15 protein-coding genes are annotated in these 13,613 nt (G+C 69.6%); 7 read left to right on the forward strand and 8 right to left on the reverse strand.

The annotated features are described in order from the left end of the window. Positions 1-40: 40 nt before the first annotated feature. Both JG616_RS08800 and JG616_RS08805 read left to right on the forward strand, forming a co-directional pair. Positions 41-1,006, forward strand: coding sequence for a TerC family protein (locus JG616_RS08800; RefSeq protein ID WP_199392351.1), 966 nt, complete (start codon positions 41-43; stop codon positions 1,004-1,006). A gap of 32 nt (positions 1,007-1,038) precedes the next feature. Next, on the forward strand, positions 1,039-1,716 hold the full coding sequence (locus JG616_RS08805) for an NAD-dependent epimerase/dehydratase family protein (RefSeq protein ID WP_235973069.1): 678 nt from the start codon (positions 1,039-1,041) through the stop codon (positions 1,714-1,716). A 14-nt stretch (positions 1,717-1,730) separates the two neighbouring features. Here JG616_RS08805 and JG616_RS08810 read toward each other — a convergent pair whose 3' ends face one another. The 5 genes from JG616_RS08810 to JG616_RS08830 form a co-directional block, all read right to left on the reverse strand. Further along, positions 1,731-3,320, reverse strand: a complete 1,590-nt coding sequence (locus JG616_RS08810; RefSeq protein ID WP_199392352.1) for a hypothetical protein — start codon at positions 3,318-3,320, stop codon at positions 1,731-1,733. A 24-nt stretch (positions 3,321-3,344) separates the two neighbouring features. Then, positions 3,345-3,683, reverse strand: a complete 339-nt coding sequence (locus tag JG616_RS08815) for a hypothetical protein (protein WP_199392353.1) — start codon at positions 3,681-3,683, stop codon at positions 3,345-3,347. A gap of 291 nt (positions 3,684-3,974) precedes the next feature. Further along, on the reverse strand, positions 3,975-4,640 hold the full coding sequence (locus JG616_RS08820; protein WP_199392354.1) for a hypothetical protein: 666 nt from the start codon (positions 4,638-4,640) through the stop codon (positions 3,975-3,977). Positions 4,641-4,726: 86 nt separating this feature from the next. Next, a complete protein-coding gene (locus JG616_RS08825) occupies positions 4,727-5,503 on the reverse strand; it encodes a hypothetical protein (protein ID WP_199392355.1) in 777 nt (258 codons plus the stop codon). 73 nt (positions 5,504-5,576) lie between these two features. Beyond that, positions 5,577-5,900 carry a hypothetical protein gene (locus JG616_RS08830; RefSeq protein WP_199392356.1) on the reverse strand — a complete coding sequence of 108 codons (324 nt, stop codon included), beginning with the start codon at positions 5,898-5,900 and terminating at the stop codon, positions 5,577-5,579. A 262-nt stretch (positions 5,901-6,162) separates the two neighbouring features. Between JG616_RS08830 and JG616_RS08835 the strand changes: the two genes are divergently transcribed. Then, the gene (locus tag JG616_RS08835) at positions 6,163-7,245 is read left to right on the forward strand and encodes a flavodoxin family protein (protein WP_199392357.1); all 1,083 of its coding nucleotides are present in this window, start codon (positions 6,163-6,165) and stop codon (positions 7,243-7,245) included. 6 nt (positions 7,246-7,251) lie between these two features. On the opposite strand, the gene JG616_RS08840 is transcribed toward JG616_RS08835, so the two are convergent. Both JG616_RS08840 and JG616_RS08845 read right to left on the reverse strand, forming a co-directional pair. After that, complete coding sequence (locus JG616_RS08840) at positions 7,252-7,611, reverse strand: hypothetical protein (protein ID WP_199361775.1); 360 nt, start codon at positions 7,609-7,611, stop codon at positions 7,252-7,254. A gap of 21 nt (positions 7,612-7,632) precedes the next feature. After that, positions 7,633-8,448, reverse strand: a complete 816-nt coding sequence (locus JG616_RS08845; protein WP_199392358.1) for a hypothetical protein — start codon at positions 8,446-8,448, stop codon at positions 7,633-7,635. Between the two features lie 227 nt (positions 8,449-8,675). On the opposite strand from JG616_RS08845, the gene JG616_RS08850 reads away from it, so the two are divergent. Then, positions 8,676-9,083 (forward strand): hypothetical protein, encoded by a 408-nt coding sequence (locus tag JG616_RS08850; RefSeq protein ID WP_199361773.1) that lies wholly within the window; start codon positions 8,676-8,678, stop codon positions 9,081-9,083. A 91-nt stretch (positions 9,084-9,174) separates the two neighbouring features. Here the strand turns inward: JG616_RS08850 and JG616_RS08855 are convergent, their stop codons facing one another. Then, positions 9,175-10,005: a MipA/OmpV family protein gene (locus tag JG616_RS08855; RefSeq protein ID WP_199392359.1), complete on the reverse strand. Its 831-nt coding sequence runs from the start codon at positions 10,003-10,005 to the stop codon at positions 9,175-9,177. Positions 10,006-10,221: 216 nt separating this feature from the next. Here JG616_RS08855 and JG616_RS08860 point away from each other — a divergent pair, with 216 nt between their 5' ends. The 3 genes from JG616_RS08860 (at position 10,222) to rlmF (ending at position 13,534) form a co-directional block, all read left to right on the forward strand. Continuing rightward, complete coding sequence (locus JG616_RS08860; protein WP_199392360.1) at positions 10,222-10,641, forward strand: RcnB family protein; 420 nt, start codon at positions 10,222-10,224, stop codon at positions 10,639-10,641. A gap of 92 nt (positions 10,642-10,733) precedes the next feature. Then, complete coding sequence (locus tag JG616_RS08865; protein WP_199392361.1) at positions 10,734-12,590, forward strand: glycerophosphodiester phosphodiesterase family protein; 1,857 nt, start codon at positions 10,734-10,736, stop codon at positions 12,588-12,590. Between the two features lie 26 nt (positions 12,591-12,616). After that, positions 12,617-13,534, forward strand: coding sequence for a 23S rRNA (adenine(1618)-N(6))-methyltransferase RlmF (gene rlmF, locus JG616_RS08870; protein ID WP_199392362.1), 918 nt, complete (start codon positions 12,617-12,619; stop codon positions 13,532-13,534). Positions 13,535-13,613 lie beyond the last annotated feature (79 nt).

A 13,613-nucleotide genomic window follows, 5' to 3' on the forward strand; every position in this document is an offset into this window, starting at 1 on the left:
TGCGTCCGCGGCCGTCCTCTCCCCTTGTCCGGACATCACGATGGAAACGATAGGCAATCCCTGGTTGTGGGCCGGTTTTTCCGGCCTGGTACTGATCGCGCTGATGGTCGACCTGGTGCTGATGCGCCATGGCGGCGCGCACAGGGTCACGTTCAAGGAGGCCGCCTGGTGGAGCCTGGGCTGGGTGGCCCTGGCGATGGCCTTCAATGCCGCCCTGTGGTGGTACATCGGCCAGAACGCCGGGCCCGACGAGGCCCGGCGCGTGGGCCTCGAGTTCCTCACCGGCTACCTGGTGGAGAAGGCGCTGGCGGTCGACAACATCTTCGTCTTCCTGATGCTGATGACCTACTTCGCCGTGCCCGAGGTGCAGCGCCAGCGCGTGCTGGTGATCGGCATCCTGCTGGCGATCGTGCTGCGCGCGATCCTGATCTTCGCCGGCGCGGCGCTGATCGCGAACTTCCACTGGATGCTCTACGTGTTCGGCGCGTTCCTGCTGCTGACTGGCGTGAAGATGTGGTTCGCCGCGGGCAAGGAACCCGACCTGGAAAAGAACCCGGTGCTGCGCTGGCTCACCGCGCACGTCCCCTTCGTGCGCCGATACCACGGCAGCGCGCTGTGGCTGGGCAGCGGAAGCCGGCGCAAGTTCACCCCGCTGTTCATCGTGCTGGTGATGATCGGCATCACCGACGTGATTTTCGCGGTGGACTCGATCCCGGCGATCTTCGCCATCACCACCGACCCGTTCATCGTGCTGACATCGAACGTGTTCGCGGTGCTGGGCCTGCGCGCGATGTTCTTCCTGCTGGCCGGCATGGCCGAGCGCTTCCACCTGCTGCCCTACGGCCTGGCGGTGGTACTGGTGTTCATCGGCGCGAAGATGCTGCTGATCGACCTGTACAAGATCCCGGTGCTGTGGTCGCTGGCGGCCGTGGCCATGATCCTGGCCAGCACCGTCGTGCTGAGCCTGGCCCGCCCGCGGAAGGTTGCTCCCTCACCAGGGCGCTAGACTCGGCCACTCCCGATCCGATCGAGGTTCGCATGCGCATCCTGATGACCGGCGGCACCGGACTGGTGGGCCAGGGCGTGCTGGTGGAAACGCTGGCTGATCCGCGCGTATCCAACGTGGCGGTGCTGGGCCGCCACGCGCTGGCGCACGCCGATGCACGGGTGGAAGACGTGGTCGTGGACAGCTTCAACCACCTGGCATCCGTCGCCGACCGGCTCGCGCCCTGGGACGCCTGCTTCTACTGCGCAGGCGCACCGCCGGTGGGGACGCCCGAAGCACGCTACCGGCACGTCACGCTCGCGCTCACCCTGCAGGTGGCGCGCGCCTTCGCGACGCGCAATCCGCAGGGGCGCTTCCTCTACGTCTCCGGCGCCAAGGCCGACCCGGACAGCGCGTTCATGCCGCTGCGGATCAAGGGCGAGACCGAAGCCGCCCTGCAGGCGCTGCCGATCACCACGGTGATGCTGCGTCCCGGCGGCATCCAGCCCGCGCACGGCGAGCGCAGCCCGCACGCCTGGATGCGCCCGTTCTACGCCCTCGCGGCCCCTGTCATGGGACTGGGCGTGCGCGCGATGCCGGGGCTGATGACGAGCACCGCGCATCTCGGCCGCGCACTGCTGGCGCTGGCGGCCATGCCGCAGCCGCCTGCGGTGGTGGAGAACGAGGCGATCAACCGGCTGGGCGGTGGCGGGGACGCCGCGGCGCGTTGAAGCGCCGCCTGGCGCTATCCCAGCCCCGCTCCCAAGCGGATTCGGGGGCTCTCCAACGCGGCTTCGTGTGCCTGCTCACGCGGCGGATTCGCGACATGAATCGCCGCAAGCGGTTCCACCTGCGCTGATACGTCCTCGTCGATCCCCACCCTCACAAACGCGTACCCCGTGGTGTGGTCGCCACGCATGAAAAACGTGCTGTCCTGTACGCAACTCAGCTCGATGGCCTGCGGCGTCTTGAAGCCGGCCTCGCGGGCGCGCTGCACGATCGCCATGACCTGCTCGTCGCCATAGGCCGGCCCAATCCGGTCGCGCAGGGTCGCGGCGAACACCCGGTCGGCCTCGTTCCATGCATCGCGGCTGCGGTCTTCATGCGCGGCAGCATCCGGCCGCAGTGCCGGCGTACGCGGATCCACACTGAGCAGGGTCCTGCTGCGCCCGCCCTCATCAATGCGAAGCTCGGTGATCCCCTCGCGAGTGCGTATGCGCGTCAGTGCGTCCGGATCGATGCGAAGCCACTGCCCCTCGACAAAGGCCAGTCCCTGACCGTTACGGTTCCAGTGCACGAAATCATTGCCCGAGACGTAGAACCCGGCGTGCCTGCTGCCGTTGGCCTGCCGTCGGGGATCGCCTTCCGCCAGCGATGCGCCCTGATCGAGTGCAGCGATCAGCCGGCGCGATGCTTCTGGCGTCAGGAACAGGGACCGCACCGCGTCGTATTCAAAGCCCATGTCCGGATTGACCGCATCGGGCCGCCGCGCGCCCACCGGTCCCACCATTGGGTCGGCAACGACATTCGCCCATGCCCGGGCCAACCGGTTGTCCGCGTGCGCATCGCGAAGCGCATTCACGAGCCCGACGCCGCGCAGCGTGTTCCCTGCCCCGCTCTGCAGGTAATCCGGGTCACCATTGGGCTGGTTGGGCAGCAGTCCGTCGATGGCCGTCCTGACGGCCTCCGACGACGCCAGCGTGCCGGCCTCGACCCGTTCCAGCAGCCCGGGCCAGCGGCCGCGGCCGGCCTGGTTCTGCAGCTTCATGAACATCCCCGCCAGCTCGGCCTGCTCGCTGCCGACCGCATCGCGGTAAAGCTGCGTGCGCTGCAGGCGCTCGAGGGCGGAATCGCGATTTCCGGGGAAGGCATCCACCGCAGTGACGCCTTCCACGTGGACCGAATCCAGGCCATGCACGAACGCCTGCCCCTCGTCCGACGCCATGAACCGGTTGAGTCCCGAGCGGTCGATATCGACCGCGTTGTCCGCACGCATCCGGCGACCGGTCCGCTGCAGGGATGCGAGCACGCCGTCGTACTCATCATGTCCGAGCTCGAGCCTCGCCCGGTCCGGCTGCCGGGCGGCCCATGCCTGGTAACGGTCCAGCAGATCCCAGGCCACCTCCGGATGCTGGCCGAGATCGATCTGCAGGGTGCCGAACGAATAGCCGCTGTTTGCGACCGGTTGCATGCGCCCGCCCGGACCCACGTTGCCGGCGAAGCTCAAGCGATACGAGACATCACGCCCCGCAATGCTGCCCTCGGAGGTCACGCCTACGGCGAAGTACGCAACCGCCTTCAGCTCGTTGGCCGTCAGCGGGGGCCGGTTCGTCACGATCCACCTCCTTGTGGTCGTCCGCTACGGATCAGTCGACAGGCAATCCTGCACCCAGGGCTGTTCCGTCAAGGCTGCATGCCCGCTCCGCGACGCTGGCACCGCCCGGTAGTCGGCCCGGCACCTGCCATCGGCACCCGCCATATCGGCCAGCCTGCCGTCGCACAGCCGCAACGGTCTATCGACGACGTCCCAGCCGTCCGCGCATTCGGTGCCGGCTTCAGAGCCCGGCCGCCCGCAGACGTGCGTGCGCCGCGCCTCCAGCGCCGAGGTGGCGCGCGCGATCAACCGTCCCTCGTACTCTTTCCCCGATGCGACGTGGAACCAGGTGCCACAGATGCGCTCGCCGCGCTGCAGAAGCACGTAACGGCTGCATTCCGCAGGCGAAGACGCGCCTTCGCAGGCCTCCCAGGTCCCCGAAAAGGACGCAGGCGGGGCAGACACCGCCGCATCGCCAGCCCTGTGCCCGACACCGGGCGAGGAACAGGCCACGACCCCCAACAACACCACCATCCCTGATGCACGCATCCAGAATCCCTCCCGATGAGCGTCCCAACCTACGCCGGGATCTCGTCGGGGGCAATCAGGGAAAGCCGAGCCCTGCCCGCCCACCAAACGCGCGCAGCCCCGCGGGCAGCGCCGCATCCAGTGGCGTTACCGCTCGTTGACCAGCGCGCACCGGATTCCGTCGATCCTGGCCTGGACTTCCAGCGAATCACCTGCGGGAAGCCGCCGCCCGGCTTCCTCGATGAGCGGGCCGGCATACATGTCGAACGTCGAAAGCGCGTCCGTCCCGTCGAGCGACGCGTCGGAGATGATCCCCGTCATGTCGGACAGGCGGTCGACCCGTCGATCAATGTCAGCGCGTCGATACGTGGTCGAGACGACGTCCGAGCGCAGCAGGCCACCCATCTCGCGCATCAGGACAAGGGTCGCTTCGGAGGTCGCCCTCGGTGCCGTGTCGAACTGGCAGAGCGTGCCGAAGATCGTGCCGTCTCCTTCCAGCAGCGACACGCTGCAGTACGCGCGGACGATATGCCGGTAGGCGTGGGTGGTGAGCCTCGGGTCTGACGACGCATCCTCGATCACCAGCGCGGCCAGGGATTCGACCTGGTGGCAGTACGTCTCATCGAGCGGAATGTCGGCCGTGAACGGCGTCGAGGGCTCGTTGTCACGGTCCACCAGCATGAAGTTCTCGGCATGCGTGGCGCCGAGCCGGTAGATCGCGGTGAAGCGATATCCGGACTGGATATTGAGAAGTTCGAGCGCCCCCCGGAGGTGGCCTTCCATGACCAGCCGGCGAAGCTGGTCGGCATACATCGTTGACTCATCCATCACGCAGCCTAACACCTGGCCAACCGTCTCCAGATGTCAGCGGGCGGCAGGAAGCACCCCGCGCCGCCGCGCTACGGTCCGCACTGCCACCAGCCACTCCACGTGCGCTCCGCCCCATCGGCGCGCAGATAGGTCAGCACCCCGGGCCGGGCCGGCGATTCACCGCCTCCGGTCGCGGCCCCGGTGAGCGCGATGTCGATGGTCTTGCCGGACCCGGAGAAGCGCGTGCCGTGCAGCATCGCGTCGAAGCCGCCCGGCACCGCCACGGTTTCCACGTGGTCCCCCACCTTCACCACGCCGCGTGCCGGGTTGCTGGACGCCACATCGCCCTTGGCCAGCAGCAGCGGCGACTCCCCCGCTTCACCTGCGGAGAAGCTGCAGGCGAGTTCCCCGGCCAGTGCGGCCCCGTCGATCTCCATCGCCGACAGCGGAACCAGGACGATGCCCGACCCGTCCCCGCCGCGGGTGGCCCCGCCGCCGTCGCCCAGTGGCACCAGGCGGTGCGCGGTGTCGCTGCAGACCGTCAGCGCATCCGCACCCTCGGCCGCACCCACCGCCTGCACCCGCATGCCCACGGCCAGCGCCTGCACGTCCACCGGCGCGGCCTTGCAGAGGTTCCAGCGCGCCGGCAACTGCACGGACACGCGGCCGCGGCCCGCCACCTCGACCTGGACCACGGCATGGCCGTCGTACATCCATGGCTGTGTGTCGATGGATGCCACGGTGCCCTCGATCGCCACAGCGCCGCCAGGCGCGGACGGTACTTCGCGCGGCGTGGCGCAGGACGCGGTGGCCAGCGCGACAGCCAGCGCCACGGTGGACGGAAGAATGGATCGGGGGACGCGCATGGCCTGCTCCACGGTAACGGTCAAGGCGTGGAGCCTATCCGGCATGCGTTGGCCCACGGTGATGGGTGCCGGCTCAGTACCCGAACCTGGCGCGGATCTCGGCACGGTCGCGGCGTCCCAGCTCGTGGGCGGTTTCGCGCAACCAGCGGTCGGCGCTCGGCTTTCCGTCTTCGCGCACGCGGCGCTCGTACTCCGGCCGCAGCTCCCGCTTGCGCTGCTCGACCATGCGCCGCAGCTCGGCCTTGATCGCGGCCTCGTCGACGGCCTGCGACGTGTTCGCGGCGCCCGCCTGCGGCTTCACCGCTTGCGCCGCTAGGGCGGGCGCGGTGCCACAGGCGACCATCAGCAGCAGGCCTGCGACCCACCCGCGCGACCCGGCGAAGTCCGAACGATCCATGGCACGCCTCGCAATGATTCGACGGCGTGGACGATAGCAAGCGGCGCGTTGACGGCCAGAGAGCACGACCGCGGTCCTCGACGGTGAATCAGCGCTTGCACAGGCTGCCGGGATCGAAGGGGAACCGGGTCCGGGTGCCGGAGGGATCGTAAGAGGCGCAGATGGAGGGGTTTCCGGACGAGTCGCTCGAGGACCGGCACCGTCGGCATGGTCTACTGAAGGCCACGCGCCAGCCCCGATGCGTCCCGAAGGCCGACCCTCCATGTCACGCGAACCCACTCCCACGCCGCGCACCGGGCAACCGGACCCCAAGCTCACGCGGGAAGAGTTCGAGCGGCGCTACCGCATCCCGTTCGTGGACCCCGCGTTCGACGCCCACCGCGATGCCATCGACCAGCTCGCGGCGGTGGCCTGGGAGGCGTATGACGAGGGACGCAAGGCGCCCCACACGCATCCCGCGGGCCCCGGCTTCCAAGATCCGACATACGACCTGTCGGACGAATGGCGGGACGCCCGTGACGCCATCCGCGCCGCCGAAGCCCGCCAGCGCGACCCTGCAACGCCCGACCGCATCCTGCTGGTCTGCGCCTCGCCGCGCAGCGAACACACCTGCCCCGGCGAGATGTCCAAGACCTGGCGCCTGATGGAGGCCGCGCGCGATGCCGCGACCCGCGCGGGCGCCGAGTGCGACGTCCTCGAGCTCGATCGCCTTGCGTCCGAGTACGGTCGCATCATCCATCCCTGCAAGGCCTGCGTCTCGACCGCGATGCCGCTGTGCCACTGGCCCTGCTCCTGCTACCCCAACCACGGGCTGGGCCAGCACCACGACTGGATGAACGCCATCTACCCGCGCTGGGCCGAGGCCCACGGCGTGATGATCGTGACGCCGGTGCACTGGAACCAGGCCACCTCGCCGCTCAAGCTGATGATGGACCGGCTGGTCTGCGCCGACGGCGGCAATCCCGATCCCACGTCCACCGCCGGCAAGGATCCCGAGCGCGCCAAGCGCATCGAGCTCGATGGCTGGGACTATCCGCAGCACCTGGCGGGGCGTGCGTTCGCCGTGCTGGTGCATGGCGACAGCGAAGGCACCCAGCAGGTGCGCCACGCGCTGGCCGACTGGCTGCGCGGCATGGGCCTGGTGGACGCGGGCGCGCTGTCGCAGGTGGACCGCTATATCGGCTACTACGCGCCCTATGCGACCAGCCACGCTGCGCTCGACGACGACGAGGCCATGTTCGAGGAAAGTCGGAACGCCGCGCGCGCACTGGTCGAGCGCATCCGCCAGCTGCGCACGGGCCAGCGCGAGGCGGGCGATGGACTGGAGCAGCCGCGGCAGAAGTAGCGCCTCCTACTCCCGGAACAGCGGCTCGAGGCTGGCCGACGAGAGCGGCACGAAGACATGGCTGCGCGCGCCGTAGCGCAGCGTGATTTCGTAGCGGTCGGGATGTTGCCAGAGCGCATCGTCGATCGCCGCCTTCCCGCCGGTTTCGCGATTCGCCACCGACACCTGCAGCGCAGGGGCGCCGGCCTCTTCGTTGCGGCGCAGGAACGCGGCGATCCCGGCGCGCTGGGCCCCGGCATCGGACGCGTCGCGCACCCGCTCCCAGGCAGCGTCGAACTCATGTTCAGTGGCCATGGCACCTCCCCCAACCTGACTGCCGCAGGCTAGCAGCAGCGCCAGCGAGCATGCCACTGCAATGGATTTCATGGGACGGTTCCCGGGCCCGGATCAGCTGTTGTTCTCCACCCAATCCTCGACAAGGTCAAGGTGGCGCTCGCGCACCTCCATGCCGGAATTCATGATGCTGTCCTTGTCGGACTGGTTGGGATGGCCGTCGTGGTACTCGTCGGGCAGGCCGATCATGTGGCCGAACTCGTGGGCCGTCCCGACCTGGGGCATGCTGGCGCCCTTGGACACGGCCCGATTGTCCTCGCTGTCCAGGTGGGAAATGTTGCCCGGGCCGACCGAGCTGCGGTGGAAGTCGCCGTCCGGGATGCGCAGGACGTTGATGTTGTAGTTCTCGCTCGGATCCATCAGGTCGCGCACACGGCCGAAGAATCCGCTCTCCTGCTCGCTGACGTCGAGCCGGATATCCAGCGTCACCTCCTTGCCATCGTCGGTGGTGAAGCCATGCCCGTCCCAGGCGCTTTCCACCTCGTGCACGTAGTCGTCCATGAAGGCCTGCTTTTCCTCCGGCGTCCAGGCGAGCCCGTCGGCGCCGTCCTCGAAGTTGAAGTCGATCTTCATGTGCAGCTCGAGCGTGTAGGTGCCGTCCGCTTCGCGATAGAGCCGCAGTTCGTACGCGTCCCGGTGCCCGCCGACATCGACGCTGTCTTCCGTCGCCACCAGCTCGCGTCCGCCTGGCGCGCTGGCCCTGGCGCCGGATGCAGCGGCTTCCCCCGCCGTACGCACCGCCTCGAGCATCCGGCCCACCCCATCGGCGACCGGCGCCCGCTGCAGGGACGTGGACATCGCGTCGGGGCGCCAGCTGGCCGCATCGAGCGCGGCGTTGGACATGCGTGCTGCGGAATCAATCAGGGTCATGGCGGCAACCCGTGCGTGGGGGATGCGTCGACGCTAGGCGCTCGACTTTGGGCGGACAACCCCGGGGACGCCCGAGGTCGGCATCGCGATCAACCTCCTGATGGAATCCCTGCAGAGCAACTTTGGACTGACCGACGAGGATGTTTACGAACATGACGCCATTTCACGCAAGACACCCGGGGAAGGTGCCGGCCTCTACGCGCCTGCCCCACCTGGCCTGGGCCCTGATGCTGCCGCTGCTGGGCGCGTGCCAGTCGCAGGTCCGCAGCGGTAGCGCCCCTCCCTCAGCCGTCACCGTGCTTGAGATTGCGCAGGCCCATTACCAGCCAGCAGGCGGCGCCGGCGGCTCCGATGCTGAAGCGGCCGCATGCCGTGCCTGGTCGCTCGACGCGCAGCAGGCGGAAGCCTTCTTTGGCATCAGTGAGCAACTTCCGGAAGGCGGGCTGCATGACTTTTCCTGGTTGCCCTGCTCGATCAAGGGCCGCCTGCAGGCCGAAGGCCGGGAGTGGGCCTTCGAGATCAACGCGGCGGGCACGAGCACTTGGCGTTCCCGCGAAGAAGTCCGTCTGCTGGGGTGCTCCCGCAGCACGTGCGAGCCATTCGTGATCCTCATGCCTGAGCGGTCGGTCGAATAGGCAGACCCGGTCCACAGCCTGACAGCGGCCGGTACCTGCAGCCGCGGATCGACTTCACCGAGCGGGTGTCAGCGGGCGCGGCCTCATCGGCTCACCGCCCCTGCTTCACCCACCACGGCCGGAATCCGCGCGACACGCCGACGAACATCGACAGCGTGCCGTCGGTCCCGGGCTCGACGAAGGGGCTGTTGCCGATGGCCGAGGGCAGGTGGCTGTAGCGCAGCGAGCCGACCAGCGACCAGGCCTGGCCCAGCGGCCGGAAGAACGAGACGCCCGCGTGCGGCACCGTCACCGCGCCGGGCGAGTAGCCAGGCACGCCGCGGGCGACTTCCTCGCGCAGGGGCGCGTAGTAGTAGCCGGCCATGTCGGAGGACCACCACGTGGCTCCCACGATCGGCGTCAACAGGGTGCGCCCTGCCCGGATCGGATAGCCGTACTGCAGCGATACCTCCTGCCCATCGCTGCGTCCGGAGGCGTCCGCCAGCAGCTCGAGCTGCAGTTCGCCTGCGTCGCCACTCCACTCCATGCCAAGCCCGAGGTCCAGGCCCTTGTCACGGTCCTCGAGCAACGCCGCGTCCACGCCATTGCCGGCAAGCACCGCGCGGTCGAGATCGTCCACGTCGAAGCCATCCAGGCGCGCCTTGCCCAGCACGGCGAGCTCGAAGCCATCGGAATCGACCAGCCGCCAGCCGGCGGTGATGCCGCGGAAGTAGAAGCGCTCGCCCTCGTAGGACAGCAGCGGCACCGGGAGCACCCGCGTGCCCTCGCCGGCATAGGGACTGTCGGTCACCACGGCCGCTACCCCGATGCCCCAGGGCGATCGTTGCCCATCAGCGCGGGTGTCGCGCCCGCCCTCCTCCTGCGCGAAGGCGGTGGACGACAGGCAGAGCAGCAGCATCGGAGCGAGTCTCGTGAGCGTCATGGGCTGATCGCAGGAGGAGGCGGTGGGCAACGATAGCGCAGCGTGGCCTTCCGCCATGACACCGGGCTCACGGTTGCGGGCGCAACCCGATGGGCTCGGCCATCGCACACACAAGGCGCCATGAAGACCGGGTGCCAGGTGAGGCCCGTCCGCCGTACATTCACGTTGCGTCAGACAGGATGGGCTCCATTCCGCAAAACCCATGAGGTCGCTGCCATGAAACGCCTCCTGCTCGCCGCCGCACTCGCCACCGTTGCCGTCTCCGCCGCCGGCACGGCCGAAGCGCGGGACAACCATCGCCACGACCGCCATGACCGCCACGACCACAAGGCCGAACGCGACTACTGGAAGGACCGCCAGAAGGCCGAGCGGCGTGCCCGCAAGGACTACGAGAAGGCGGAGCGCGACTACCGAAAGGCCGTCCGGGAAGACGAGAAGGCCTATCGCCGCTGGGCGCGTGGCCAGCACATCCCGGCCGAGTACCGCCAGCCGCGCTACTACGTGCACGATTACCGCAGCCACGGCTGGGACGCACCGCCGGCCGGCTACACCTATGTGCGCCCTGACCCGCAGGACGACACCTACTACCTGATCGAACTCGCGTCCGGACTCGTGTCCCGCATCCTGGGCGACTGACGGGCCTTGAGCCCCCTGTGGGCTCACCCTTCCTTTCTGCATAGAAATGCGACGGCTGCGGCGCGGGCAGCACCCCGTGCAACACTTTCCGCATGCCCGCCCCGGCCCCACCCGCTGCGCCCGCCCCCGGCACCGATGACCGCGCCCTCCTGCGCGGCATCCTGGTGCACGACATCCGGCGCGACCTGCGCCGCCACCTGCGCCCGATGCTGGCCTGGTATCTGCTGTTCACCGCCTTCGCCACAGTGGCCGCGGCACCGCTGACCACCTGGTCGCTGGCCGCGCTGCTGCACTGGATCGAACGCCCCTTCGCCGGCGACCTCGATGGCGTGCGCGACAACCTGCTGGCCCTGGCCTGGCTGATGCTGGCCGGCGCCCTGTCCTGGTACGTGGTCATGCTGCAGCAGGCCGGCATGCTGCTGGTCTCCGCCAGCCACGGCTGCCGCTACCGCACGGCCGCGGCGGCGCTGTTGGGCATGCTGCGCCGCGCCGTGCCGCTGGCGATGCTGGCCGCCCTGCAGATGGCCGCACACGCGGTGCTGGCGCTGCCGTGGCTCGCGATCGGCGCCGCGCTCTACTGGCTGCTGCTCCGCGGCTACGACCCCTCTTTCGTGCTGGTGGCGCGGCCCGCCGCACTCTGGTGGTTCCTGGGCGGCTTCCTGCCCGTGCTCGCGATCGGCGTGCTGCTGCACGCCACGCTGTACTTCCGCTGGCTGCTCGCCACGCCGGCGCTGGTGCTGGAAGGCCACTCGCCGCTTGGCGCGCTGCGCCGCAGCCGCACGCTGACCCGCGGCCGGCACCTGCGCATCGCCACGCTGGTGGCCGGCGTGGCACTCACGGTCGCGGCCCTGCCGCTGGCCGTGACCTGGCTGTACCAGCAGGGCGCGACCCCACTGCTGGACTGGCTGCCCGAACACCGCCTGCTGCTGAGCCTCGGGATGGTGGCCTACCTCACGCTCAACGCGGCGACGGTGCTGGGCGCGCTGCTGCTGGGCACCACCTTGAACACCCTGCTGGTGCGCGCCCTGTTCCACCGCCTGGGCGGCGCGCGGGGATGCCGGGCCGTGGACGCCACGCCGCACCATCCGGGCCGGCTGGTCTGGGGCGCGGAAGCCGCGTTCCTGGCGGTCGCGCTGGTGCAGGCCAGCCTCGCGGTCGGCAGCATGAACCTGCGTCGCGAGGTCACCGTCACCGCGCACCGCGGCGCCGCCTTGATGGCACCGGAGAACACCCTCGCCGCGTTCCAGGCGGCGATCGACGCCGGCGCGGACGCGATCGAGTTCGACGTCCGGCTGAGCGCCGACGGTGCCGTGGTCGTGTTCCACGACAGCGATTTCCGCCGCATCGCCAACGACCCGCGCCCGGTGGCGGAGACGCCGCTGGCGGGCATGCGCGACATCGACATCGGCAGCTGGTTCGATCCACGCTTCTCGGGCGAGCGCATCCAGACGCTGTCCGAGGCGCTGGCCTTCATCGACCGCCGCGCGCTGGCGCTGGTCGAGCTCAAGCCCGACGCGGACAACGCCGACGCCCTCCTCGCGGCCACCCTGCGCGAGATCCGGCGCAGCGGCCACCAGGATGTCGTCGTGCTGGCCTCGCTCTCCCCCGAGCTGGTCCGCGCCGCGCGGGCCGAAGCCCCCGGGGCACGACTGGCCCTGTTCGCCAACGCCGCCCTCCCCGGCACCGCGCGCCGCACCGACTTCGACCTGCTCGGCCTCAACCACCTGCAGGTGGATGCCGGCGCGGTCGCGGATGCACGCCGCCGCGGCTACCGGCTGCAGGCCTGGACGGTCAACGATCCCGTGCGCATGGCGCGCTACATGGACCTGGGCGTGGACGACATCAGCACCGACGTGCCGGAACTCGCGGTGCGGCTGCGTGGCGAACGGGCCGCGCTGACCGACGTCGAGCTGCTGCTGGTGCGCCTGCACAGCTGGTTCCGGCATTGAAGACAGCGGCAAGCGAAAATAGCCCCATGAAGCCATCCCAACCCAGGCTGCACCCGCGCAACCGGCACCAGGGCCGCTACGACTTCGTGCGCCTGGTGCAGGCGTGCCCCGCCCTGACGCCGCACCTCGTGACCACGCCGCGCGGCGACACCAGCATCGACTTCGGCGACCCCGCCGCCGTGCGCGAGCTCAACCGCGCCCTCCTGCGCAGCGACTACGGCATCGCCCACTGGGACCTGCCCGACGGCGCGCTGTGCCCGCCCATCCCCGGGCGTGCCGACTACCTGCATGGCCTGGCGGACCTGCTGGCCGAGAGCGGGGACGGCGCGATCCCGCGTGGCGCGGCGGTCCGCGTGCTGGACATCGGCGTGGGGGCAAGCTGCATCTATCCGCTGCTGGGACACGCCGAATACGGCTGGCGGTTCGTGGGCACGGACATCGATGCGACCTCGCTGCAGGTCGCCGCCGCCATCGTGCGGGCGAACCGCTTGGACAAGGTGATCGCGCTGCGTCGGCAGCCGCGGCGCGACAGCATCTTCCGCGGCGTGATCGGCCCGGACGATCGCTTCGAACTCGCTATGTGCAATCCGCCGTTTCACGCTTCGGCCAGCGAAGCCGCGAAGGCCAACCAGCGCAAGCGTCGCCAGCTCGGTGCGCCGACCCGACCCGACCAGCGCCGCGCGTCGCCCCCATCGCTCAACTTCGGCGGCCATGACCACGAACTGTGGTGCGAGGGTGGCGAGGCGGCGTTCCTGCGCCGGATGGTCGATGAAAGCCAGGGCTTTGGTGGGCAGGTCCGCTGGTTCAGCAGCCTGGTCGCCCGATCGGAGCACCTCGCGCCGCTTCGCAGCCGGCTGGCGCGATGCGGGGCCACGGAGGTCCGGGTGGTGCCGATGGCGCAGGGTGCGAAGCAGAGCCGGTTCCTGGCATGGACATTCCTTTAGCGCAAACTAACACCGGCTGCGCTTCATCCGCGCGGGCATTGCACTCACCGGAAGCTTGCGCGTGCCGACGGCGACGATT

This window comes from Luteimonas sp. MC1895, assembly GCF_016457215.1.
Taxonomy (GTDB): domain Bacteria; phylum Pseudomonadota; class Gammaproteobacteria; order Xanthomonadales; family Xanthomonadaceae; genus Luteimonas.